25 protein-coding genes are annotated in these 24,686 nt (G+C 29.3%); all 25 read right to left on the reverse strand.

Translation table 11 applies throughout. The features are described 5' to 3' along the window. Nucleotides 1–64: 64 nt before the first annotated feature. The 25 genes from K8M07_RS00970 to K8M07_RS01090 all read right to left on the reverse strand — a co-directional run bounded on the left by K8M07_RS00970 (nucleotide 65) and on the right by K8M07_RS01090 (nucleotide 24,682). Nucleotides 65–310, reverse strand: a complete 246-nt coding sequence (locus tag K8M07_RS00970) for a YlmC/YmxH family sporulation protein (RefSeq protein WP_263282402.1) — start codon at nucleotides 308–310, stop codon at nucleotides 65–67. A gap of 103 nt (nucleotides 311–413) precedes the next feature. Continuing rightward, complete coding sequence (gene dut, locus K8M07_RS00975) at nucleotides 414–845, reverse strand: dUTP diphosphatase (protein ID WP_223375924.1); 432 nt, start codon at nucleotides 843–845, stop codon at nucleotides 414–416. Between the two features lie 9 nt (nucleotides 846–854). Beyond that, nucleotides 855–2,126, reverse strand: a complete 1,272-nt coding sequence (locus tag K8M07_RS00980) for a M16 family metallopeptidase (protein WP_223375925.1) — start codon at nucleotides 2,124–2,126, stop codon at nucleotides 855–857. Between the two features lie 24 nt (nucleotides 2,127–2,150). Further along, nucleotides 2,151–2,858: a polysaccharide deacetylase family protein gene (locus K8M07_RS00985; RefSeq protein WP_223375926.1), complete on the reverse strand. Its 708-nt coding sequence runs from the start codon at nucleotides 2,856–2,858 to the stop codon at nucleotides 2,151–2,153. A 138-nt stretch (nucleotides 2,859–2,996) separates the two neighbouring features. Then, nucleotides 2,997–5,114 carry a polyribonucleotide nucleotidyltransferase gene (locus K8M07_RS00990; protein ID WP_223375927.1) on the reverse strand — a complete coding sequence of 706 codons (2,118 nt, stop codon included), beginning with the start codon at nucleotides 5,112–5,114 and terminating at the stop codon, nucleotides 2,997–2,999. Between the two features lie 141 nt (nucleotides 5,115–5,255). After that, a complete protein-coding gene (gene rpsO / locus K8M07_RS00995; RefSeq protein WP_223375928.1) occupies nucleotides 5,256–5,525 on the reverse strand; it encodes a 30S ribosomal protein S15 in 270 nt (89 codons plus the stop codon). Nucleotides 5,526–5,660: 135 nt separating this feature from the next. Further along, nucleotides 5,661–6,575, reverse strand: a complete 915-nt coding sequence (locus K8M07_RS01000; RefSeq protein ID WP_223375929.1) for a bifunctional riboflavin kinase/FAD synthetase — start codon at nucleotides 6,573–6,575, stop codon at nucleotides 5,661–5,663. Nucleotides 6,576–6,585: 10 nt separating this feature from the next. Next, entirely contained in the window at nucleotides 6,586–7,479 is an 894-nt protein-coding gene (gene truB / locus K8M07_RS01005; protein WP_223375930.1) for a tRNA pseudouridine(55) synthase TruB, read from the reverse strand. Nucleotides 7,480–7,483: 4 nt separating this feature from the next. Continuing rightward, nucleotides 7,484–8,458, reverse strand: a complete 975-nt coding sequence (locus K8M07_RS01010) for a DHH family phosphoesterase (protein WP_223375931.1) — start codon at nucleotides 8,456–8,458, stop codon at nucleotides 7,484–7,486. Next, a complete protein-coding gene (rbfA, locus tag K8M07_RS01015; protein WP_223375932.1) occupies nucleotides 8,427–8,828 on the reverse strand; it encodes a 30S ribosome-binding factor RbfA in 402 nt (133 codons plus the stop codon). Before rbfA ends, K8M07_RS01010 begins: the two co-directional genes overlap by 32 nt. Before the next feature lie 14 nt (nucleotides 8,829–8,842). Beyond that, complete coding sequence (gene infB / locus K8M07_RS01020) at nucleotides 8,843–10,876, reverse strand: translation initiation factor IF-2 (RefSeq protein WP_223375933.1); 2,034 nt, start codon at nucleotides 10,874–10,876, stop codon at nucleotides 8,843–8,845. A gap of 45 nt (nucleotides 10,877–10,921) precedes the next feature. Next, nucleotides 10,922–11,191: an RNase P modulator RnpM gene (gene rnpM / locus K8M07_RS01025; RefSeq protein ID WP_317845462.1), complete on the reverse strand. Its 270-nt coding sequence runs from the start codon at nucleotides 11,189–11,191 to the stop codon at nucleotides 10,922–10,924. Nucleotides 11,192–11,212: 21 nt separating this feature from the next. Then, on the reverse strand, nucleotides 11,213–12,277 hold the full coding sequence (gene nusA, locus K8M07_RS01030; protein ID WP_223376287.1) for a transcription termination factor NusA: 1,065 nt from the start codon (nucleotides 12,275–12,277) through the stop codon (nucleotides 11,213–11,215). 16 nt (nucleotides 12,278–12,293) lie between these two features. After that, a complete protein-coding gene (rimP, locus tag K8M07_RS01035; RefSeq protein ID WP_223375934.1) occupies nucleotides 12,294–12,755 on the reverse strand; it encodes a ribosome maturation factor RimP in 462 nt (153 codons plus the stop codon). Between the two features lie 175 nt (nucleotides 12,756–12,930). Then, nucleotides 12,931–17,214, reverse strand: coding sequence for a PolC-type DNA polymerase III (locus K8M07_RS01040; protein WP_223375935.1), 4,284 nt, complete (start codon nucleotides 17,212–17,214; stop codon nucleotides 12,931–12,933). Nucleotides 17,215–17,274: 60 nt separating this feature from the next. Continuing rightward, complete coding sequence (ispG, locus tag K8M07_RS01045; protein WP_223375936.1) at nucleotides 17,275–18,324, reverse strand: flavodoxin-dependent (E)-4-hydroxy-3-methylbut-2-enyl-diphosphate synthase; 1,050 nt, start codon at nucleotides 18,322–18,324, stop codon at nucleotides 17,275–17,277. Between the two features lie 4 nt (nucleotides 18,325–18,328). Beyond that, the gene (rseP, locus tag K8M07_RS01050; RefSeq protein WP_223375937.1) at nucleotides 18,329–19,342 is read right to left on the reverse strand and encodes an RIP metalloprotease RseP; all 1,014 of its coding nucleotides are present in this window, start codon (nucleotides 19,340–19,342) and stop codon (nucleotides 18,329–18,331) included. A 22-nt stretch (nucleotides 19,343–19,364) separates the two neighbouring features. Beyond that, complete coding sequence (locus tag K8M07_RS01055; protein WP_223375938.1) at nucleotides 19,365–20,141, reverse strand: phosphatidate cytidylyltransferase; 777 nt, start codon at nucleotides 20,139–20,141, stop codon at nucleotides 19,365–19,367. Next, complete coding sequence (locus K8M07_RS01060; protein ID WP_223375939.1) at nucleotides 20,142–20,885, reverse strand: isoprenyl transferase; 744 nt, start codon at nucleotides 20,883–20,885, stop codon at nucleotides 20,142–20,144. A 48-nt stretch (nucleotides 20,886–20,933) separates the two neighbouring features. Then, nucleotides 20,934–21,491 carry a ribosome recycling factor gene (gene frr / locus K8M07_RS01065; protein ID WP_223375940.1) on the reverse strand — a complete coding sequence of 186 codons (558 nt, stop codon included), beginning with the start codon at nucleotides 21,489–21,491 and terminating at the stop codon, nucleotides 20,934–20,936. A gap of 5 nt (nucleotides 21,492–21,496) precedes the next feature. Continuing rightward, nucleotides 21,497–22,213, reverse strand: coding sequence for a UMP kinase (gene pyrH, locus K8M07_RS01070; protein ID WP_223375941.1), 717 nt, complete (start codon nucleotides 22,211–22,213; stop codon nucleotides 21,497–21,499). A 72-nt stretch (nucleotides 22,214–22,285) separates the two neighbouring features. Beyond that, entirely contained in the window at nucleotides 22,286–22,936 is a 651-nt protein-coding gene (gene tsf / locus K8M07_RS01075) for a translation elongation factor Ts (RefSeq protein ID WP_223375942.1), read from the reverse strand. 75 nt (nucleotides 22,937–23,011) lie between these two features. Next, nucleotides 23,012–23,749 (reverse strand): 30S ribosomal protein S2, encoded by a 738-nt coding sequence (gene rpsB, locus K8M07_RS01080; RefSeq protein WP_223375943.1) that lies wholly within the window; start codon nucleotides 23,747–23,749, stop codon nucleotides 23,012–23,014. 153 nt (nucleotides 23,750–23,902) lie between these two features. Continuing rightward, nucleotides 23,903–24,361, reverse strand: coding sequence for a hypothetical protein (locus tag K8M07_RS01085; RefSeq protein WP_223375944.1), 459 nt, complete (start codon nucleotides 24,359–24,361; stop codon nucleotides 23,903–23,905). A 12-nt stretch (nucleotides 24,362–24,373) separates the two neighbouring features. Beyond that, a complete protein-coding gene (locus K8M07_RS01090) occupies nucleotides 24,374–24,682 on the reverse strand; it encodes a hypothetical protein (protein WP_223375945.1) in 309 nt (102 codons plus the stop codon). Nucleotides 24,683–24,686: the final 4 nt, after the last annotated feature.

The following is a 24,686-nucleotide window of genomic DNA, read 5'->3' on the forward strand; positions in this document are numbered from 1 at the left end:
CATGTACTATAAAAATATAAATTAAAAAAACCTGATTAAATAATCAGGCTAAAAAAGCTTTAAATTATATTGTATCTAATTCTACAATAATCATATCATTTCCAATTTTTCTAATCGTGTGCCATGGAATTTCTATTCCTTCATTATTTCCAAAGAGCTTAAACTGAAACTTTCTTTCAGGTATTAATAGAGATAATATTTTTCCTGTTTTTTCATCTACAACAATATCAGAATCAGCAATTATTCCTAATCTTTCTCCATTATTTAAATTTACTATTTCTTTGCCTCCTAATTCACTTAACAGTAGCATTGTATCATCTCCTTTTTTATTCCTTATATAATTATATGTGGTTTGTATAGATATATGATTTATCATTTATGATAAAATCTTATATGATACAATGCTACTATATTTAATATCCTGTATGACCAAAACCACCGTCGTTTCTCTCTGTATTATCTAAAGAATTAACTTCTTCAAATTCTACCTTCTCATATTTTGTCAATACCAATTGAGCTATCTTATCTCCCTTATTAATTGTGTACTCTTCATTGCTTAAATTTATTAATATAACACCAATTTCGCCTCTATAATCACTATCAATAGTACCGATTCCATTAGCTAGAGTTATGCCGTGTTTTAAAGATAATCCACTTCTTGCTCTAATTTGAGCTTCATATCCATTTGGAATTGATATATATAATCCTGTGGGCACCAATATTCTATCCAAAGGTTTCATTACAACAGATTTGTCAATATTAGCATATAAATCCATCCCTGAAGATCCTTTAGTATTATATTTGGGAAGTGGGTAATTGCTTTTATTTATAACTTTTATTCTCATAATATCACCTCAATTAAAAAATATTTCTTTCAACTTCATATTAATTTTTTCATTATTTGAAAGTTTACTTACATATACTATATTATATTTTTCTTTATCAAATATTTCAAATATAACCCTTTGTATATCATCCATTGTAACTTTATCTATTCTTGATAAAATATCTTTAGGAGACAATAGTCTTTTTAAAAATAATTCAGATTTACCTAAATCAATCATCCTATTAAGAGTGTCTTCCATTCCCAAAATATAATTTCCTTTTAACAGTTCCTTAGATTTATTTAATTCATTTTCAGTTATTAGATTTTCTTTAATATCCTCAATATTTTCATTTATTAATTTTGCTACATTAATTATCTGTGCTGTCCCTAAACCAGCATATATTATGAAAGCACCTACATTTTGGAACGAAACAGGGTGAGAATATATAGAATATACAAGTCCTTTATCTTCTCTAATTTTTTGAAATAGTCTAGAACTCATACTACCTCCCAAAATATTATTTAAAATTAATAAAGGATATAAATCGTCAGATCCTCTTTTAACTCCTTTCATACCTAAGCAGAAGTTTAATTGCTCAGTATCCTTTTGTTTTTGTTTTAATCTTTGTGTAAAGTTTGGTATTTTATTTATTGAATTATTATAAGTTTGATTGATAGCCCTATTTGTATCAAAATATTGATTTAGAGTTTTTATTGTATCCTTAGGATTAAAGTTTCCTACAATTGATATTACCATTTTCTTAGAAATATAATGTTCATTAAAATATTTTAATATGGATTCTCTGTTTAAATTTTTTATTGTATCATATGTTCCTAATATAGGTAATGCTAAAGGAGTATTTTCGAACATAGTTTCATTTAAAAGATCATAAACTATATCTTCAGGTGAATCTAAATACATTTTTATTTCTTCATAGATAACTCCTTTTTCTTTTTCTATCTCTTCAAATTTTGAATTGTTAAACATATCAGATAAAACTTCAATAGCAATTCTTAAATGCTTGTCCAATACTTTGATGTAAAAGCAGGTATATTCTGCTTCAGTAAATGCATTTATTTGCCCACCAATATTATCTATGGTCTCAGCAATTTCTTTTGCTGTTCTCTTATTAGTTCCTTTAAAAAGCAAATGTTCAATAAAATGAGAAATTCCGTTTTTATGTTTATCTTCATTATATAAACCTGTGTTGACTAATACTCCAATTGAAACCGAATTAATGTATGGTATTGTTTCCATTACAACATTTATTCCATTATTTAATTTATCTTTTAAATACATTACTTCCTCCTTCAATCACAAAATTTATTCTATTATATCACCTATTTTACCAATTTTATATCCTTTTTCAACTATATAATCTATTATATTAGGTAAGGCCTTTATTGTCTCTTCAGTAGGATGCATCAATATAATTGCAGAATCATGAATATTATTGATTACCCTGCTCGTAATTTTTTCTTTATTACTATCTTCTCTCCAATCTATAGTATCTATACTCCACATAATTATGTCATAATTCAAATCCTTTGCTGCTTTTATAGTATTATCATTATATGCTCCAGAAGGTGGAGCAAAATATTTAGGCTGTATACCTGATAGATTATTAATTACATTATGAGCTTTTAAGATTTCCTCTTTATTTTTTTCATAACTTAATTTATCATAATCCATATGTTGATAACCATGATTTCCAATTTCATGTTCTTCATTAACAATAGATTTTAATAATTCAGGATTCTTTTCAGCCCAATTGCCCGTTACAAAAAAAGTTATTTTTATTTTATTTTTTGAAAAAACTTCTAACATTGGTTTAATATATTCATTACCCCAATCTACATTGCATGCAAATGCTACAATATTCTTATCTACATTTCCTTTATAATAAATATCCATATTAAAAGTTTCCTGTGCTTTATTATAAAAAGATATGTAAATAGCTACAGCTACAATTATTAATATGATAAATAATAATACATATAATGTTTTTCTGTTAACAATAAACAATTTCATTTTAATCCCTCCAAATATCCTTATATCATTATTTATATTCAAAGGGTATGAAATATATTTATCTTTTTATAAGTTGCTTTTTATAACTAAATTAAAAACATGAACCTAATTTGGGTTCATGCATTAATTAGTACTTTTTTATTTATTATTATCTCTGGATTTCCTATTCTTTTTATCTTCCTTTGGCAAAACAGCTTTTCTTGATAGATTAATTCTGCCCTGTTTATCTATTTCTATAACTTTAACTAATACTTCATCTCCTATAGCTAATATATCTTCTACTTTGTCAATTCTCTCATGAGCAATGTTTGAAATATGAAGTAGTCCTTCTTTACCATTGATAATCTCCAAAAAAGCACCAAAAGGTACTATTCTTATTACCTTGCCGGTGTAAATATCTCCAATTTCTACATCTTTAATTATTTTATTGATCAAGTCAATAGCTTTTTCCCCATCTATCCTATTCTCAGAAGCAATTGAAACTTTACCATCATCATCTATATCAATTTTTACATTTGTTTTATCAATTATCCTATTTATCATTTTCCCACCAGGTCCAATAATATCTCTTATTTTATTTGGATCAACCTGCATTCTAAATATCCTTGGTGCATATTGGGATAAATCATCTTTTGGTTTTGATATAGTATGACTCATTTTTTCTAAAATAAACATTCTTCCCTGTCTAGCTCTTTCAAGAGCTTCTTCTAAGATTTTTTTATCAATACCAGAAATTTTTATATCCATTTGTATAGCTGTAATACCATCTTTTGTTCCAGCTACTTTAAAATCCATATCTCCTAAATGGTCTTCTAATCCCTGAATATCAGTTAAAATTGCTACTTTATCTTCAGACTTCATCAATCCCATTGCAATACCTGCAACAGACTTTTTGATAGGTACTCCCGCATCTAATAGAGCTAATGTGCTACCACATACACTGGCTTGAGAAGTTGAACCATTTGAACTTAATACTTCTGACACTAATCGAATAGTATAAGGAAATTCATCTTCTGAAGGAATTACTGGTTCTAATGCCCTTTCAGCTAAAGCCCCATGACCTATTTCTCTTCTTCCAGGGCTTCTCATAAATCCAGTTTCTCCAACACTATAGGGTGGAAAATTATAATGATGCATATACCTTTTAGATTCTTCTTCACCAATTCCATCAATTATCTGAACATCACTAGATGCTCCTAATGTAGCAACTGTTAAGACCTGCGTTTGACCTCTAGTAAACAAGCCTGAACCATGAGCTCGTGGGAGTAATCCTATATCTGAAGATATTGGACGTATCTCATCAGTCTGTCTATTATCCGGTCTTATACCATCTTCAATTATAAGCCTTCTAACTTCTTCTTTTAATATTTGATCAAGTACTTCCCTAATATCTTTTTCATTGTCAGGATATTTCTCAGAAAAATAATCAATTGTCTCTTCTACTACTTTATCAATATTTTCCTCCCTTTCTGTCTTATCTATAGTTTGAATAGCGCTGATTAGTTTTTCTGAAGCAAATTCTCTAACTTCTTTAGCTATTTCAACATCAGCTTTAAATACCATGTAGTCTTGTTTTTCTTTTCCCACTTCTGATTGAATATCCTCTATAAAGCAACATAGTTTTTTAATTTCTTCATGAGCAAGTAATATTGCTTCTAACATTTTATTCTCAGGTAACTCATTAGCTCCTGCTTCAACCATCATTATTGCATCTTTTGTACCTGAAACTGTTAAATGTAAATCGGATTTCTCTCTTTGTTCTGCATTTGGATTGATTATAAATTCATCATCAACCAAACCAATCATTACTGATCCAGTTGGACCATTGAAAGGGATATCGGAGATTGACAGTGCAATTGATGATCCAATCATTCCTAATATATCTGGAGTATAATCTTGATCAACTGAAAGTACTGTTACAATCACTTGCACATCATTTCTATATCCATCAGGAAATAGAGGTCTTATAGGTCTGTCAATTAATCTTGCTGTTAAAATTGCTTTCTCACTAGGTTTCCCTTCTCTCTTAATAAATCCTCCTGGTATCTTTCCTACTGAATATAATTTTTCTTGAAAATCAACACTTAGCGGAAAAAAATCTATACCTTCTCTAGGCTCTTTTGAAGCAGTAGCTGTAACTAAAACAACAGTATCTCCATATTGTAACAAACACGCTCCATTAGCTTGTTCTGCAACCTTGCCAATCGTTACAGTAAGGTCTTTTCCAGCTAAAGTATAATGAAACTGTTTTTCCATGTCTACCCTCCTTATTTATTTTACTTATTATTATTACCTTTTATCAACTAAAAACACTAAATAATAAAAACTTCTATAAGTATTTTAGAAGTTTTTATTGAGAAAATATAATGAATAGAGCGGGACATATCCCCGCTCTTATCAGCCTCTAATTCCCAATTTTTGAATTAATGTACGATATCTTTCTATATCATTGTTTTCTAAATATCTTAATAGTCCTCTTCTTTGACCTATCATTTTAAATAATCCTCTTCTTGAATGATGATCTTTTTTATGAGTCTTTAAATGCTCAGTTAGAGCATTAATCCTGTGAGTTAGAATTGCAATCTGCACTTCTGGTGATCCTGTATCCCCCTCATGCAATTTATACTCTTCAATGATTTGATTTTTTTGCTCTTTAGTTATTGTCATTTCTTTGCCTCCTCTTTATTAATATTTTCACCATTAGCTAAGTAAATCGTCGAGGAAACGATAAACATAGCTAAAGGTATCTAATTCCAAATTTAATCTTATCATATATATTTATAATTGTAAATATATATGATATTATTTAATGTGTTCAACATCTTTTTTCATCTGTTTAATCAATTCCCCAGCTGTACTAAACTTAATATCATCTCTAATGAATTCATCAAAATTAATTTCTATAAGTTTTCCATAAATATTGTTCCTAAAATTTAAAATATAAGTTTCTATTTTAAGTTCATCTCCATCAAAAGTAGGATTATAACCTATATTAGTTAGGCTTAAATATTTTTTGTCATCTATCATAGTAATAGTTTTATACACACCTGTATGTGGTACAACATAATTATCATTTAGTTTAATATTTGCTGTAGGAAACCCTAATTTTCTACCTCTGCTAGTTCCTTCAACTACAATTCCCAGAACAGAATAACTTCTATTAAGAAAGCTATTTGCCTTATCAATATCACCGGATCTTATTAAATTCCTTATATTTGTACTGCTTACAATTTCATTATCAATATAAATGGGTTTGATAATATTAACTTCAAATCCCTCTTTCATACCTATGGTTTTAAGATATTTACTGTCTCCAGATGCTTTGTTTCCAAATCTATAATTGAATCCAACTGTAACAAGTTTTGTATTTAATTTGTCCAGTAATATATCTTTTATAAATTCTTCTGGTGTTAACTTCATTACATTTTTATCAAAATCTATTGTATATACAATCTCTACGCCTAGCTCTTTAAGAAGTTTTAATTTCTGACTATAAGAGGTAATAATCCCAATTTTTGAATTCTTATCTTTCTTTAAGATAGTTTTAGTATGATTTTTAAATAATAATACTGATGATTTTAAATTTTTATCTTTTGCTTTTCTTATATTATCTTTTATCAAATATTGATGGCCAATATGGATTCCATCAAAATTTCCTAAAGCAATAGAAATTTCACATGTTTCTGCTTTTTGAGTATTTAAATCTATAATTTCCATGTTTACCACCTTATATAAGAACTTTATCCATTTTAACAAATGAAATATTATCTTTATTTATAATTTTACCTACTCCAATAAAAGTATTTTTACAATAGACTTTAATAGGAGTATTAAAGTTATAGCAATTAGAGACATCATGATTTATTGGTATTAAAGCACCATTTATAAGTTGTTTATAATAATTTCCTTCTACTATAAACGATTCCATTTTACTTAAGCCTTTATCTATCGGACAAATAATAGAATTTAATTCTTTTTTATCTAACCTTTTTATATAATCAATGCTTACACTATCATTTATTATAAAATCCCCTACACCAATTCTCATCAAATAGGATAGATATCCATATGTACCTAAAAATTGCCCAATATCATCACACAATGTCCTTATATATGTACCCTTTGAACATTTAACATGAAAAATAATCTTCTTATTGTTTAAAATTTTATCAATTTTTAAATCGTATATATTGACTTTTCTTGGAGGTCGTTCAATGGTTTGTCCTTTTCTAGCTAATTCATATAATTTCTTTCCTTTATGTTTTAAAGCAGAATACATCGGTGGAATCTGTTCAATTTCACCTTTAAAACTCTCAAAAGCTAAACGAATACTTTCTTCATCTACTTTTTTAGATGAATACTTTAAAATCCTCCCATATGCATCTTGCGTATCTGTAGCTATTCCAAGAGTTAGCTCCCCAACATACTCTTTTTCAACATCTAACAAATATTCACTAATACGAGTACCTTTCCCAATACATAGAGGTAAAACTCCAGTTGCATTTGGATCTAAAGTTCCAGTATGTCCTATTTTCTTTATGCCTAATGTCTTTCTCATTTTTTTTACCGCTTCATGAGACGTAATCCCCTTGGGCTTAAATAAATTTATTATTCCATTCATATGATCACCTAAAGCTTAATGATATTTCATTTAATAACATATCCTTTGCAGTCTCTATATTTTCATATAAAGTACATCCAGCTGCTTTAGCATGCCCTCCACCACCAAATTTAATAGATATTTTTGATACATCAACATGTTTCTTACTTCGCAAACTGACTTTAACTTCTTCTTTACTCATTTCTTTTAACATACATGCTACTTCTATAGAATCAATATTTCTAATAAACGAAACTATACCTTCTGTATCTTCCATTTTAGCATTACAATTTTGTAACATATCTTGAGTAACAGCAACTAACGCAATTCTATTTTCTGATATCAATTCTAAGTTGTTTAAAGCCTCAAGAAATAATCTTGTTCGTTCAATAGTTCTACTTTGATATAGATTTATATTTATATTATTAATATCAATACCTATTTTCAATAGTTCTGATGCAATTAAATGAGTTTCATAAGTAGTATTACTATACATAAATCTACCGGTATCAGTGCTAATAGCAGTATATAAACATGTAGCCATATCTTTATCTATATCAACTTTCATATCTTTAATAAACCTATAAACAATTTCTCCTGTTGAACCAGATGATGGAGATACAATATTAATATCTCCAAAGTTTTCATTGGTTATATGATGATCAATATTAATAATATTCTTGGCCTTTAAAGCAAATTTCTTCCCTGCACCTAATCGAATTAAATCACTACTATCTAATGAAATAAATAAATCTACTGAATCATTATATTCTTGCTCTTCAAACATATCTATATGAGGTAAAAATATATAATCTGAAGGAATATCATCTACCTTAATTATGCTTACATTTTTTTTTAATTTCTTTATAGCCATAGCCAATGCTAAGGTTGAGCCAATATTATCTCCATCTGGTTGAACATGAGAACAAATATATATATTATTGTATTTATTTATCATTTGAATTGCATCATTCATCAATTTCTTCAATTGATTTTCCATCTCTATCTCCTCTTTTTTGATGATCTTCCTTTTTAACCTTTTCAATCAATTTTGAAATGTATAAACTATGCTCTATAGACTCATCTAACTTAAATATAGGCTCTGGCGCATGCCTTAAATCTATTCTATTGCCAATTTCTCTCCTAATAAATCCCTTTGCACTTTTTAAACCTTCTAAGGTATCTTCTTTTGCTTTTTCATTCCCTAAAACGCTAACATATATATTTGCATAACTTAAGTCATTTGTAACTTCTACTCTTGTAACACTAGTCATACTATTTATCCTTGGGTCTTTTATTCCCTTCTGCAATAATTCTGAAACAACTCTCTTAACTTCTTCTGATATTCTATTTACTCTCTTCTTTTTCATAAAAGTTACACCTCTTATTCTACTTCTTTCATAATATATGCTTCAATTATATCCCCTTCTTTAATGTCATTAAAATTTTCTAGACCTAGTCCCCCTTCGTATCCAGATGTTATCTCCTTTACATCATCTTTAAATCTCTTTAAAGATAATATCTTTCCTTCAAATATTACCACATTATCCCGTAGTAGCCTTACACCACTATTTCTAGTGATTTTCCCTTGTTGGACATATATACCAGCTACTGTTCCAGTGTTTGGAACTTTAAATGTAGCTCTAATCTCAGCTCTACCTATAGTTTCTTCAACATATTTAGGTTCTAACATACCTTTTATCGCTAATTTTATATCATCTATAGCTTCATATATGACCCTATAAGTTCTAATATCTACTTTTTCAAGTTTTGCCATCTCTTGTGCATTAAGAGTAGGTCTTACATTAAATCCAATGATTATAGCATTTGAAGCAGATGCAAGCATTACATCGCCGTCTGTTATTCCGCCTACACCGCCATGTATAATATTAACTTTTACTTCTTCATTTTCTAACTTTTCAATAGATTGTCTAATAGCATCTATTGTACCTCTAACATCTGTTTTTATTATAATATTTAATTCCTTTATTTCACCTAATTGTATTCTATCAAATAAATCATCTAAAGATACTTTATGAGTAGTTTTTAATTGCTCTTCTCTAATCTGCTCCTTCTTTTTATCAGCATAATTTCTAGCAGTTTTTTCATCTTTAACTGAATAAAGTTTGTCTCCTGATAAAGGTACATCAGATAACCCTAAAATCATAACTGGAATAGATGGACCTGCCTTCTTGATGTTTTTTCCTCTATCGTTAAACATAGCCCTAACTCTGCCACTAGTACTACCACAAACAACCATATCTCCAATTTTTAACGTACCTTTTTGCACTAGTATAGTAGCAATTGGTCCTTTTCCCCTATCAAGTTCAGCTTCTATAACGGTCCCTACAGCATTTCTATTAGGACTTGCCTTCAATTCTTGCATTTCGGCAACTAGAAGAATCATTTCTAATAATTCATCTATACCCTCTTTTTTTAAAGCAGAAACAGGTACAGTTATAGTATCTCCGCCCCATCCTTCAGGTATAAGACCTTGTTCAACTAACTCTTGTTTTATTCTATCAACATTTGCATCTGGTTTATCCATTTTATTTATTGCAACAATAATTGGCACCTTGGCTGCTTTAGCGTGATTAATAGCCTCTATCGTTTGAGGCATTACTCCATCATCAGCTGCTACTACTAAAACAGCTATATCTGTAACCTGAGTACCTCGAGCTCTCATAGATGTAAATGCTTCATGACCAGGTGTATCCAAAAATACTATTTTTCCTCCATCAACATCTACAACCGATGCGCCTATATGCTGAGTTATTCCCCCAGCTTCTTGCTCTGTCACTGTAGTTTTTCTAATAGCATCTAATAGAGAAGTTTTGCCATGATCAACATGACCCATTACTGTAACCACAGGTGATCTAGGTTGTAAATCTTTAATATCATCTTCAAAATCTAAATCAAATTCATCATCAATTTCTTTATCATCTTCCAATTCCATTTTTTTAATTGTAAAGCCAAATTCATCTCCAATAATTGAAGCAGTATCAAAATCAATTGATTCATTTTGACTAACCATAACACCTAATCCAATTAATTTAGTAATCAATTGTGTTGGATTAATTTTCATTTTATCAGAAAGATCTTTTACAACTACCGTATCTCCTATTTCTATTATTCTTTCTTCTTTATTGTTTGATTTTGTATTTTTTGTATCTTGTTTTGAATTATTTAAGTTTTTTGAGTTATCATCTGATTTTTTATTTTTTACATGATTAGGATTTTTATTGATTTTTGCTTTTCTTTCATCCTTAATTAATTCTTTTATAATTTCCACTTCTTCTTTTTCTAAACTACTCATATGACTTTTAACATCAAAATCTAAGTCTTTAATTTTTTCAATAAGCTCTTTACTTGTTATTTTTAGCTCTTTAGCCAATTCATACACTCTTGTCTTAACCAAACTATGCACCCCCAATATTTTTACAGGTGATAATACCATTCAATATTACTGTTTAGATTCAATTATAGAATATAGTTTATCATATATGTCATCAGTTATTTCAACCTCCAATGCTTTAGATAATCTTTTGCTCTTTTTAACTTTATCTAAGCATTCCATCTTTGGGCAAATATAAGCGCCTCTGCCGTTCATTTTGCCAGTCAAATCAACATCTAAAATTCCTTCTTTGTTTTTCACCATCCTAATCAGTTCTTTCTTTGGTCTATTCTCATTACATTCTACACATTTTCTCATTGGTATTCTCTTTTTTTTCAATTTATTATCACCCCATCTTTACTAAGATATTATATCTTCATCATTTTGACTCTCTTTATACTGACTTTCACTTTTTATATCTATTTTCCAGTTAGTCAATTTTGCAGCCAATCTTGCGTTTTGACCTCCTTTTCCAATAGCTAAAGATAGTTGATAATCTGGTACTATTACTAGAGCAGATTTGTTTTTTTCATCAATTAAAACATCTACTACATTTGATGGACTTAAACTATTTGCTATAAATTCATCAATATTTTTGTTCCAAACTATGATATCTATTTTTTCACCATTCAATTCTTCTACTATTGCTTTTACCCTACTACCTTTAAATCCAACACAAGCACCAACTGGCTCTACATTTGGATCTTTTGAATATACGGCAATTTTTGTTCTCGACCCTGCTTCTCTTGATATAGAATAAATGTCTACTATGCCTTCATGTATCTCAGGGACCTCTAATTCAAACAATCTCTTTACTAGGCCTGGATGAGATCTAGAAAGAATTATTTGTGGCCCTTTTGAAGTCTTCTTAACTTCTAGTATATATAATTTTATTCTATCTCCTTGATGATATATTTCTCCTTCAATTTGTTCAGCTGGAGGTAAAATTCCTTCAGCTTTTCCTAAATCAATATAAGCATTATTTTTGCTGATTCTCTGTACCATCCCTGTAATTATTTCATTCTCTCTACTTATAAATTCTTCAAATATTACATCTCTTTCCGCATCTTTAATTCTTTGAATTACAACTTGCTTAGCTGTTTGTGCTGCAATTCTACCAAAATTTTTGGGTGTAACTTCGATAATTACAGTATCGCCTATTTGATATTTTTCATCAATTTTTTTAGCTTCTTCTATATCTATTTCTAACAGATTATCCTTTACTTCGCTTACAACAATTTTTTTAGCAAATACATTTACTTTGCCAGTGTTCCTATCTATTTCGACTTCAACATTTTGAGATGAACCAAAATTTTTCTTATAACTTGAAATTAGTGCAGATTCTAAAGCTTCAAAAATGATTTCTTTAGAAATCCCTTTCCCTTTTTCTATTTCTTCAAGGGCACCAATAAACTCTGCATTCATCAACTAAAACCCTCCCTTAAAATTTAACCGCCTTTTTAATATTTGAAATGAACTTTCTCTCAATTTCTTTTTCTCCTGAACCTTCTTCTATTTTAATATAATCATCAGTATAATCTAATAGCTTTCCAATATATTGCTTTTTATCGTCTATGCTCTTATATAGACTTATCTCTATTTCTTTACCTATGTTTCTTTTTAAATCATTGGATGTTTTTAATGGTCTATCTAAGCCAGGAGATGAAACTTCTAAATAATAGCTTTCCTGGATAAGATCTAATTTATCTAATTCTTCTCCTAATACTTCACTCACTCTTTGGCAATCATCAATAGTTATTCCTCCTAATTTTCCAATGTAAAATCTAAGGAAATCATCATTATTTTCTTTAATAAACTCTAAATCAACTAAATCATATCCAAGATCTTCAATTATTGGTTCACAATGTTCTTTAATGGTTTTGATTATATTATTTTTACTCATAGTATCACCTCCAAAAGATTATGTCTAGTTTTTGTAATACTAAAATAAATATACTTTTATATTTTTCAATAAATTAAATAAATGAGAGTGGGGTCAGCCCACTCTCCTAAGCACATCAACCTTTTATTGTCCATATAACTTAACCAATATAATTATATCACATTACTTTAAAAAATCAAATATTAAAAAGACTAATTTGATTTCTTTCAGGTAAATTATTAAGACACCCGTGTTCTTTTAACGCTTCTATTACTGTCTTACTGACCTTAGTTTTATTAATTAAATCCTCTACAGAAAGAAACTTTCCTTCGCCTCGTCCTTTTACTATATTTCTAGCTGCAGTTTCGCCAACCCCTTCTAAGCTCTTAAGAGGTGGTATAATTCCATTTTCGCCTATAAGAAATTTATCACTATCAGATTTATACAAATCTACCTTCTCAAAATTAAAACCCCGGCCATACATTTCCTGAACCACTTCTAATACTGTTAACAGGTTTTTCTCTTTAGCCTTCATATTATTAGATAAATTTTCTAACTCTTTGATTTTTTTATTTACTGCATTCTTTCCTTTTAATACTAAATGAGCATCAAAATCTTGTGCCTTAGTTGTAAAATATGTTGCATAAAAAGCTTCAGGATAATAAACCTTAAAATATGCAATTCTAAAGGACATCATCACATAAGCAACAGCATGTGCCTTTGGGAACATATATTTTATCTTTTCACATGATTCTATATACCATTCAGGTACATTAAAACTTCTCATATACTCTTTATCTTCTTCAGTTAGTCCTCTGCCCTTTCTAACATTCTCCATTATTTTAAATGCTTTCTTTTTATCAAGACCAGCATGAATTAAATAAAGCATAATATCGTCTCTAGTCGATATAACTTGACTCAATGGAGCAACCTTAGTTTTCACTAAGTTTTGTGCATTATTTATCCACACATCAGTACCATGAGACAAACCACTAATCCTAACTAGTTCTGCAAAAGTAGTTGGTTTTGTATCTAATAACATTTGTCTTACAAATTTAGTTCCGAATTCAGGAATGCCTAATGAGCCTATTTCTAAATTTAATTCTTTATCAATTAAATTTAAAGGCTCTACACTAGTGAATAGCTTTAGAGTTTTTTTATCATCTAAAGGAATTTTGCTAGGATCTATTTTAGTTATATCCTCCAACATTTTTATAATTGTCGGCACATCATGTCCTAAAATGTCCAACTTTAATATTCTACCACTAATAGAATGATAATCAAAATGCGTTGTTATAACGCCTGATTTTTTATCATCAGCTGGAAATTGTATCGGTGAAAAATCATGTATATCCTTATTTTTAGGAACTATCATTACCCCTCCAGGATGTTGTCCTGATGTTCGTTTAATCCCAGTACATCCTTGTACAAGTCTATTTACTTCAGCAGGATGAACGCTTATTCCTTTTTCCTCATGATATTTTTTTACAAAACCATATGCAGTTTTATCAGCAATAGTTCCTATTGTTCCAGCTCTAAATACATAGCCTTCTCCAAACAATTCTTCTGTATATTTATGAGCATTAGGCTGATATTCACCAGCAAAATTTAAATCGATATCAGGTTCTTTATCACCTTCAAAACCTAAAAATACTTCAAAAGGGATATCATGGCCATCTTTAATTAATTTTTGTCCGCACTCCGGACAGTTTTTATCAGGTAAATCTGCTCCAGACCCTATAGAGCCATCTTCTATAAATTCGTTATATTTACAATTCGGGCATACATAATGAGGAACTAGAGGATTTACTTCTGTAATCCCACTCATAGTTGCAACAAAAGAAGATCCTACAGATCCCCTAGAACCAACTAAGTATCCATCTTCCAATGACTTAGAAACCAACTTCTGCGCTATTATATACATTACAGCATAACCATTTTTTATAATTGAATTCAACTCTTTGTTTAACCTCTCTTTTACAATACCAGGTAAAGGATCTCCATATATTTCAATTGCTTTATCATTCGTTATCTTTCTTAACTCTTCTTCAGCCCCTTCTATAACGGGTGGAAATGTTCCCTCGGGGATAGGGATTATTTCCTCTATCATATCTGCAATTAAGTTAGTATTGTCAATTACTACTTCTTTTGCCTTTTTTCTTCCTAAATATTCAAATTCATCTATCATTTCATCTGTAGTTTTTAAAAAAAGTGGAGCCTGGAAATCTGCATCTGAAAAACCTTGCCCATTCATCAATATTCTTCTATAGACTTCATCTTCTGGTTCCAAAAAGTGTACATCACCTGTTGCAACAACAGGCTTATTATATTGTTCACCCAATTTTATAATGCGATTATTAATGGCTTTTAAATCAGCTTTTTCTTTTACTGATCCATTCCTAATTAAATGCATATTGTTTCCTAGTGGTTGGATTTCTAAGTAATCATAAAAATTAACGATATTTTTTACTTCATTGAACTCCTTATTGTTTAAAATTGCCTTATATAGTTCCCCAGCTTCACAAGCACTTCCAATGATCAATCCTTCTCTGTGTTCTTCTAATAATGACTTTGGGATTCTAGGTTTTCTATAAAAATAATTTAGATGTGATTCGGATATTAATTTATATAAATTTTTTAGTCCTATTAAATTTTTAACTAATATAATTATATGGTATGCTTTCATTTTAGAAATATTTTTTTGTGAACCAAGCTTATTTATTTCACTTAAATTATTTAATCCCTTTTTCTTAATTAAATCCATTGATTTTAAGAAAATTTCAGCTGTTGCTTTTGCATCATCTATGGCTCTATGATGATTTTTTAAGCTTACACTTAAATGTTTAGCGACTATATTAAGCTTATGACTTTTTAATTGTGGAAACAATGCTCTAGATAATTCTAACGTATCTAACACTGCATTGCTTAATTCCCTGTTCAAGTTGGAAAATTGTTTTCTAATAAATCCTACATCAAAAGATGCATTATGTGCTACTAAAACTGAACCCCTGATAAACTCTTCAAAACTTGGTAAAATATCTTCAATAGTTGGTTTATCTTTCACCATGTCATCAGTAATTCCAGTTAAACTTACTATTTTTTCTGGAATTTTTCTCTGAGGGTTTATTAGTTCACTAAATTTGTCTACTATTTTACCATTCTCAATTTTTATTGCACCTATTTCAGTTATCATATCATTTATAGGAGAAAGTCCAGTAGTTTCTATGTCAAAAACAACAAATTTATTGTAACTTTCCTTTTTTTTATAATTTTTTAATATTGGTTTTTTATCATTTACTAAATATCCTTCTACACCATATATTACTTTTATTCCTAACTTTTTTACAGATTCCATAGCTTCTGGAAACCCTTGTACTACACCATGATCTGTTATCGCTATTGCTTTATGCCCCCATTTCTTTGCTCTTTTAGCAAACTTCTCAAAACTTGTAATGCCATCCATAGCACTCATTTGAGTGTGTAGATGTAATTCTACTCGTTTTTCTTGTGATGTATCCATTCTTTCTTCTTTTTCTAATACATTTAATGACTTAAGCATTAAAACGAGATATTTTGAATAATTATCAAAAATGATATCCCCTTCAACTTTTACATACACTCCATCTTTAATATTTTGTTCGAATTCATCAAATTGTTTACTATTTAAGAATACTTTTACAGTTATGGATCCTGTTAAATCAGTCACATTAAAAATCGCTAATTTCTTGTTGCCTTTTATTTCCCTAATTTCTAGTTGAAAAATTTCTCCTGATATAACAGCCATACCAGTATTAGAAGTAATATCTTTAATTTTAATTGGATCTTCATGAATTTGTTTTTTAAAAACATAATTCTTATTAGCTCTTGTAGTTCCGTTGCTTTTTTTCTTTTTATTATTATTGTTTTTTCCATTAGTATTTAAAACATCTAGGCAAATCTGCTTTTCTTCTCCCGAAGTTTTCTCAATAAATTTAGCTTCGTTATCAATTATTTTAGAATCATCTATATTAACAACTACATTTTTATCAAATTCATCCTTTATTTTCTTTTTAATCTTTTCATCAATTTTATTGCTTTTTAGAGCATAATTCATACCCTCATTTTTGGGAAATATGATTAAATTATTATTATCTACAACATATTCTATATCTTTAAGCCATGATTTACTAGACGGTATATCATTTTCAATACAGTATAAAATGTTTCTCCAATATTTATCAATAATTTTTTCAATATTTCCGGATATATCATATCTGATTTTTAAAAGTATGTTTAAGTCATTGAACTTTTCCATTAAAATATTTCTAACCTTTAATATTTCTTCTTCCATAATAAAATCCTCTAAAATAAGTAATATTTTGAGGGTATTATTCTTATCATTAAATTTAACTTCATCAATAAATATGGAATTTTCACTAATGTCCAATGCAATGTTGTTTTTTTTGAGTAACTTATCTAATTGTATTTTTTTTTGAGTCATTTTTAGATTTTACCTCCCATGTTTATCTTGGGATACTTTAACTATGCTTACTTTATTGTACTAAATATTATTGATTTCCTTAATTAATTCATCAATCAATTGTTCCTCTTTTACTTTCTTTATGATCTTGCCTTTCTTAAATATCAGTCCTTCGCCTTGTCCACCAGCAATACCAATATCAGCCTCTTTTGCTTCTCCTGGTCCGTTTACTGGGCATCCCATAATAGCTACTTTTAACGGTTTATTTATATGCTCCAATTTTTGCTCAGCCTCTTCCACCAATTTGATAAGCTGAATTTTAGTTCTTCCGCACGTAGGACAAGAAATTATTTCAATTCCCTCATTCAGTAAACCTAAAGACTTTAATATCTCCCTACCAACCTTTACCTCTTCTATAGGATCTCCAGTTAAAGATATTCTGATAGTATCTCCAATGCCCATTGATAAAAGAGTTCCTATTCCTACAGCTGATTTTATAGTTCCTTTCCAAACAGGACCTGCTTCCGTTATCCCCAAATGTAATGGATAATCAACCTTTTCTGACATCTTTTCATATGCTTCTATAGTAAGGGGAACGTTACTTGCCTTTAAAGAAATTTTTATCTCATTATAATTTAAATTTTCTACTAATCTTACCTGCTCTAGTGCACTATATACCATAGAATCTGCATTTACTCCATTATATTTTTCAAGATATTCTTTTTTTATAGAACCTGAATTAACTCCTATTCTTATGGGAACTTTCCTTTCTTTACAACTATTGATAACTTCCTTTACCTTGATTTCTGTACCTATATTACCAGGATTAATCCTTAAACAATCTGCCCCATTTTCAACTGCTGCTATAGCTAATTTATAATCATATTGAATATCCGCAATAAAAGGTATATTGATATTTCTCTTTATTTCTCTAATAGCTTTAGCATCTTCAAGATCAGTTATAGCTGATCTAATTATGTGACAACCTACTTCTTCTAATTCTTTGATTTGTTTTATTGTAGAATCGACATCTTTAGTAATAGTATTAGTCATAGATTGCACTGTTATAGGACTATTACCACCTATTGGGACATTTCCAATTAGTATTTTCTTAGTCTTTCTTCTTTCCATAAACTCACCTTCCAAATATATTAAATCTTATAATATCAGAATAAGTAACTGTAACCATCAGTAACATTAACAGAATAAAGCCAACAAAATGTATAAATCCCTCTTTCTCTGGGGCTATTGGTTTACCTCTAAGAATTTCGATAAATAAAAAAACGATTCTACTACCATCTAATGCTGGCAGGGGTAATAGATTAAAAAAACCTAAATTTACACTTATGAATCCCATCAAATTGAGTAAATTTATAAACCCATATTTTGCAGCCTCTCCTATTGTATATATCACTCCAACTGGTCCCGATAAATCACTTGTTCCCACTTTTCCTCTTAATAGCATCTTAAAAAAATCAAACAATGCTTTGATGAAAATGCCAGTTTTATGAAATCCACCCATTATAGCTATAGATAAAGATTTTTCAAATGTTGGTGTAATACCAATAATAACTCTATTATCTTCACTAACAGTTGGCTTCAATGTATATTCAATAGCTTCTCCATTGCGTAAAACTACAACATTCATATTGTCTCCAGGGTTAGAAGTATTAATTTCTTCTACAATGGAATCCCAATCTTCTATCTGTATGTTATTAATATTTACAATAATATCGCCACTTTGAATACCTACATTTTCAGCAGGAGAGCCTTCTAATACTTCTGAAACAGTAGTTGTTGGCATACCTAAATTATATGAAACTATGGTTAAAACAACTATAGCTAATATAAAATTCATTATGGCTCCAGCTGCAACTACTGCAATTCTCCCCCAAGGCGATGCATTGTTAAAGCTTCTTGGATCATTGGACTTTTCATCTTCTCCTTCCATGCTGACATAGCCACCTATAGGAAGTATTCTAATACTATATTTAGTTTCTCCTTTTTCTTTTTGAAATAATTTAGGTCCCATACCAATTGAGAATTCATTGACCTTTATTCCAACAGTTTTTGCAACTATAAAATGGCCAAATTCATGAAATAAAATTACCATTAAAAAAACAAAAATCGCGGCTATTGCCGTTATCATTTATACCACCATCCATTCAGTACTATAATAAATACTTAACTACATAATAAACATAAGGAGCTGTAAATAATATACTATCAAATCTATCCAATATTCCTCCATGACCAGGCATAATAAAACCAAAATCTTTTATTCCAGTTATACGCTTGATTTTAGAAGCAACTAAATCTCCAATTTGAGATATGATTGACCCAAAAACAGAAATTAATATAAAAGTTACAACAGGAGACAGATTAAAATATCTTGCATATAAAAATGTTATAATACCAGCACCTAATATGCCACCAATAGATCCCTCAATTGTCTTTTTAGGACTTAATTTAGGACAAAGTTTATGCTTTCCAAATAGACTTCCCGATAAATATGCAAATGTATCAGTACCCCATGCAAAGATAAAAATTAACCATATAAAAATTGTATCATCTAAATATATAATATGTTGTATTAGAAAAGGTATGTAAAAAATACTAAAAAAAGTTACAATTATATCAATTAAATGGGTTTCTTTTATTAAAATCCAAGATAGTAACAATCCAATTATTCCAAAAATAAAAATTAACAATAAAGTTGCCCATTCAACCCCTAATGAATTTAATAAAAACCCAATACAACTAATAAAACCAACTATTTTAATCGGTTTAATACCCTTATTACTTATAGCATTATAAAATTCATTAAGACCAATTACGGATAATAAAAAGGTGAAAAAAGACAAATTTCTCCCGCCTGTTATAAGTACAAAAAAAGTTAAAATTACTACTATTAAACCACTAATAGCTCTTATAAATAGTGATCTCACCTAAATTCCTCCAAATCTTCTCTTTCTTTTTTGATAATCAATAATAGCTTCATATAGATGTTCTTCTTTAAAATCAGGCCAATATACATCAGAAAACCAAAATTCTGTATATGCTACTTGGTATAGCATAAAATTACTTAGCCTAAGTTCTCCACTTGGTCTAATAAGCAGATCTGGATCTGGCATATTTTGTGTATATAAATAATTGGAAAACATTTCACCATCTATATCTTCTTCTTTTAGTTTACCCAATCTTACATCTTCTAAAATTTTCTTTATTCCACAAATTATCTCATCTCTACCACCATAGTTTAATGCAATATTTAAAACCATTCCAGAATTATTTATAGTTTTTTTAATTGCTTTTTCAACTTCCTTTCTTACTATTATAGGTAGTTTAGATAAATCTCCCATAGTTTGAATTTTTATATTATTTTTGTATATTTTATCTAACTTTTCCCTTAGATATTGTACCAATAATTTCATTAATGATTCTATTTCGTTTTTAGGACGTTTCCAATTTTCAGTCGAAAAAGCATAAAGGGATAGATATTTTATATTAAGTTTAGTAGCAACTTCTACGATATCTACTACTCGCTTTACTCCTTCTTGGTGCCCTGATGTTCTAGGAAGAAACCTCTCTTTAGCCCATCTTCCATTACCATCCATAATAATTGCAACATGTTTAGGAATTCTATTTAAGTCTATTTTCTTTTTTAACTGTAAAATCTTATCTGTATTCACAGGAATACCCCCTACTATTAAAAACCCCTTCTATATAGAAGGGGAATTTTATATTTCTAATAATTCTTCCTCTTTTTGATTGGTTAATTCATCGATAATTTTTATATATTCATCTGTAATCTTTTGTGTTTCATCTTCTGCAGCTTTCCTATCATCTTCTGTTAGTTCCTTGTTTTTTTCCATTTTTTTTATCTCATCGTTAGCTTCTCTTCTTATATGCCTAATTGATATTTTAGCATTTTCTGCATCCTTTCTTACTAATTTTACTAATTCTTTTCTTCTCTCTTCAGTAAGTAATGGGATTGGTAGTCTTATAATTTTTCCGTCATTAGATGGATTCAACCCCAAGTCTGATTTAAGTATGGCCTTTTCGATATTCGGAATAGTATTAACATCCCATGGTTGAATAACCAATAATCTTGGCTCTGGAGCAGAAACACTAGATAATTGTTTTAAAGGGGTCATTGTACCATAGTAGTCAACAGTAATCTGATCAAGTAAAGATGGGTTTGCTCTACCTGCCCTAATACTTTTCAACTCATCCTTATAAACTTCTACTGTTTTCTTCATTCTACTTTCCAAATCCTTATGAACGTCCAAATACATAATAATTACTCCTCCTTTACATAAGTTCCTATTTTTTTACCTAAAACTACATCAACAATATTATTTGGTTTATCTATACCAAATATTATTAATGGTATCCTATTATCCATACATAAAGAAGTTGCAGTAGAGTCCATAATTCCCAACCCCATATTTAATATATCTATGTATCTTAACGTATTAAACTTTTTAGCAGATGAATTGATATATGGGTCAGAGTCATAAACTCCATCCACTCCTTTTTTAGCCAACAATATGACCTCTGCCTCTATTTCCGCAGCTCTTAAAGCTGCAGCCGTATCAGTTGAAAAATATGGATTCCCGGAACCAGCTGCAAATATAACTACTCTTCCCTTTTCTAAATGTCTTATTGCTCTTCTTCTGATATAAGGTTCTGCAATTTGCCTCATTTCAATTGCAGTTTGTACTCTTGTAATAACATCAATTTTCTCTAATGAATCCTGTAACGCAAGAGCATTAATAACAGTACCTAACATACCCATATAATCAGAAGTTGCTCTATCCATGTCCTCAGTAGATCTACCCCTCCAAAAGTTTCCACCACCAACTACTATAGCAATTTCAACTCCTAATTGTTGTAGTTTTTTCACTTCATTCGATATTTTTGTGACCATACCAATATCTATTCCATGGCCTTTATCTCCTGCTAGAGCTTCACCACTTAACTTTAAAACCACTCTTTTATAAATTGGTTCCGTCATAAGAATCCTCCTTAGTATTTAAGATGTTAAATTAATTACTACTTAAATGGAGAACAACCAGTGTTCCCCATTTTATTCCATATTCATTTGCTTTGCTACTTCCTCAGCAAAATTCTCATCTTTCTTTTCTAATCCTTCTCCGACTTCATATCTAATAAATCTTCTAATTTTTATATTTTCACCTATTTTAGCAATTTTTTCATTTAGTAAATCTTTTACTTTAACATTAGAATCTTTAATATAAGATTGTTCTAATAAACATACCTGTTCATAGAATTTCCCTAATCTTCCTTCTACTATTTTTTCAGCAATGTGTTCTGGCTTTCCTTCATTTATCGCTTGATGTTTAAGTATTTCCTTTTCATCTTCTACTTCTTTTTTAGGTACATCTTCTTTACTTACATACTTTGGATTTGCAGCTGCAACCTGCATAGCCATATCCCTAACAAATTCCTTAAAATCATCAGTTTTTGCTACAAAATCAGTTTCAGAATTTACTTCAATTAAAACACCTATTCTACCTCCATGTATATATGAATCCACTAGGCCTTCTGAAGCTATTCTACCAGATTTTTTTGCAGCTTGTGACAATCCTTTTTCTCTTAATAAGACAATAGCCTTTTCTATATCTCCATCAGTTTTTTCTAGCGCCTTTTTACAATTTAACATACCTGCCCCAGTTTTTTCTCTTAATTCTTTAACTTGTGCAGCACTTATACTCATTCTATCCCTCCTCTAATTGTTAAAAATGGTAAGAGCGTAAAGAAGTATCTTCTTTTAAACTCTTACCTTCTATTGTTAATCTTCAACTACATCTATTGTATCTTCTGTATCCTTTATATCTTCCATCTGTTCTCCCTGCTTACCTTCTAGGATAGCATTAGCCATAGTTTCTGTCAACAATTTAACAGCTCTAATAGCATCATCATTTCCTGGAATAACATAGTCTATTTCATCAGGATCACAGTTAGTATCAACAATAGCTATAACTGGAATTCCCAATATTTTTGCTTCATTTACAGCTATCTTTTCTTTTCTTGGATCAACTACATATAAAGCATCTGGAATTTTATCCATATTTTTAATTCCACCTAAAAACTTTTCAAGTCTTTCTCTTTCATGTTTAAGTTGTATTACTTCTTTCTTAGGTAATATATCAAAGATTCCTTCCTCTTCCATTTTACCTAACTCGTGAAGCCTATCAATTCTTTTTCTAATAGTCTTGTAGTTAGTTAACATACCCCCAAGCCATCTTTGATTCACATAATGCATTCCACATCTTTGTGCTTGAGTTTCAATTGCTTCTTGGGCCTGCTTTTTAGTACCAACAAAAAGAACTTCTCCGCCTTCTGCTGAAATTCCTTTAACGAAGTCATAGGCTTCATCAACCAACTTAACAGTTTTTTGTAAATCGATGATATAAATCCCATTTCTCTCTGTAAATATATATTTTGCCATTTTGGGATCCCATCTTCTTGTTTGATGTCCAAAATGAACACCAGCTTCTAATAAAGATTTCATTGTAACAACTGACATATTAATTCACCTCCATGTTTTATTCCTCCATATCCCTCATTTATTCAAAGAACCTTTTTTAAGGCACACCCTTAAATATCAGGATATGTGTGTAATCACTTTAGTAGTATACCATATACATAACCTTTAATCAATATTTTTAGTTTAATATAATTAAATGTTTTTCATCATTTTTAATATTATTTCCACTTCCCTAATACCTTTATTTAATTTTTGAGCAATTTCTTTATTTGATAATCCATTTTCTTTCAATTGTACAGCTTTATCAAATATCTCCTTGTTTGGCATTTCTATTTTATTTGAATCTTTTAGTTTTATACTTAGAGAATCTATCTTATTTTTATTACTCTGCATAGTTTCATCAACTTTAATTTGTTTCTTTTCCTGTAAATAAATATCTTGTAAATTTTCAACTTTATTTAAACTAACATCAATTAAATCATTAAAACTTCTCATTGTGTCCTCTATTGTATTAGAATAGTATCTAATATCTTTATATATAGATACCATTTCATCATAAAGATTGCTTTCCCTTTTAGTAACTCTATTAATATAATATAAAGAAATCACAATACATAATAATCCAATAATATTTAATAAAATATTTATCATATACACACCTACTTAAATCTTTATATCTATAGTATTTCCTATTTTATCTACATCTTCATCAACATTCTCCTTATTTTTATTTCCATTCTTCTTATTATCCCTTTTATCTTTTTCCTTATCTTTTTTATTTCTATCTATAATTTTTTGTTCTCCTTTATTTGTATCTCGTACTTTCTTGAAATTCTTATTAATTTGTTTTTCCTGCTGAATTATTCCATGTTCAATTTGAGTGCTAATCTTATTATTTTCTGATTGTTTTATCTTTGCAATTTCTAACGATTTTGAAATTAAATTTGTATAGTCTATAGGTTTAATTGACATATCA

Source organism: Schnuerera sp. xch1 (assembly GCF_019931165.1).
GTDB lineage: Bacteria > Bacillota > Clostridia > Tissierellales > Tepidimicrobiaceae > JAIOUP01.

What these genes read in the sequence shown, in the direction of transcription:
- K8M07_RS00970 (WP_263282402.1), bottom strand. Translation starts at nt 310, where the DNA reads ATGCTACTGTTAAGTGAATTAGGAGGCAAAGAAATAGTAAATTTAAAT.
- dut (WP_223375924.1), bottom strand. Translation starts at nt 845, where the DNA reads ATGAGAATAAAAGTTATAAATAAAAGCAATTACCCACTTCCCAAATAT.
- K8M07_RS00980 (WP_223375925.1), bottom strand. Translation starts at nt 2,126, where the DNA reads ATGTATTTAAAAGATAAATTAAATAATGGAATAAATGTTGTAATGGAA.
- K8M07_RS00985 (WP_223375926.1), bottom strand. Translation starts at nt 2,858, where the DNA reads ATGAAATTGTTTATTGTTAACAGAAAAACATTATATGTATTATTATTT.
- K8M07_RS00990 (WP_223375927.1), bottom strand. Translation starts at nt 5,114, where the DNA reads ATGGAAAAACAGTTTCATTATACTTTAGCTGGAAAAGACCTTACTGTA.
- rpsO (WP_223375928.1), bottom strand. Translation starts at nt 5,525, where the DNA reads ATGACAATAACTAAAGAGCAAAAAAATCAAATCATTGAAGAGTATAAA.
- K8M07_RS01000 (WP_223375929.1), bottom strand. Translation starts at nt 6,575, where the DNA reads ATGGAAATTATAGATTTAAATACTCAAAAAGCAGAAACATGTGAAATT.
- truB (WP_223375930.1), bottom strand. Translation starts at nt 7,479, where the DNA reads ATGAATGGAATAATAAATTTATTTAAGCCCAAGGGGATTACGTCTCAT.
- K8M07_RS01010 (WP_223375931.1), bottom strand. Translation starts at nt 8,458, where the DNA reads ATGGAAAATCAATTGAAGAAATTGATGAATGATGCAATTCAAATGATA.
- rbfA (WP_223375932.1), bottom strand. Translation starts at nt 8,828, where the DNA reads ATGAAAAAGAAGAGAGTAAATAGAATATCAGAAGAAGTTAAGAGAGTT.
- nusA (WP_223376287.1), bottom strand. Translation starts at nt 12,277, where the DNA reads ATGAATGCAGAGTTTATTGGTGCCCTTGAAGAAATAGAAAAAGGGAAA.
- rimP (WP_223375934.1), bottom strand. Translation starts at nt 12,755, where the DNA reads ATGAGTAAAAATAATATAATCAAAACCATTAAAGAACATTGTGAACCA.
- K8M07_RS01040 (WP_223375935.1), bottom strand. Translation starts at nt 17,214, where the DNA reads ATGACTCAAAAAAAAATACAATTAGATAAGTTACTCAAAAAAAACAAC.
- ispG (WP_223375936.1), bottom strand. Translation starts at nt 18,324, where the DNA reads ATGGAAAGAAGAAAGACTAAGAAAATACTAATTGGAAATGTCCCAATA.
- rseP (WP_223375937.1), bottom strand. Translation starts at nt 19,342, where the DNA reads ATGATAACGGCAATAGCCGCGATTTTTGTTTTTTTAATGGTAATTTTA.
- frr (WP_223375940.1), bottom strand. Translation starts at nt 21,491, where the DNA reads ATGTATTTGGACGTTCATAAGGATTTGGAAAGTAGAATGAAGAAAACA.
- pyrH (WP_223375941.1), bottom strand. Translation starts at nt 22,213, where the DNA reads ATGACGGAACCAATTTATAAAAGAGTGGTTTTAAAGTTAAGTGGTGAA.
- tsf (WP_223375942.1), bottom strand. Translation starts at nt 22,936, where the DNA reads ATGAGTATAAGTGCTGCACAAGTTAAAGAATTAAGAGAAAAAACTGGG.
- rpsB (WP_223375943.1), bottom strand. Translation starts at nt 23,749, where the DNA reads ATGTCAGTTGTTACAATGAAATCTTTATTAGAAGCTGGTGTTCATTTT.
- K8M07_RS01085 (WP_223375944.1), bottom strand. Translation starts at nt 24,361, where the DNA reads ATGATAAATATTTTATTAAATATTATTGGATTATTATGTATTGTGATT.
- K8M07_RS01090 (WP_223375945.1), bottom strand. Translation starts at nt 24,682, where the DNA reads ATGTCAATTAAACCTATAGACTATACAAATTTAATTTCAAAATCGTTA.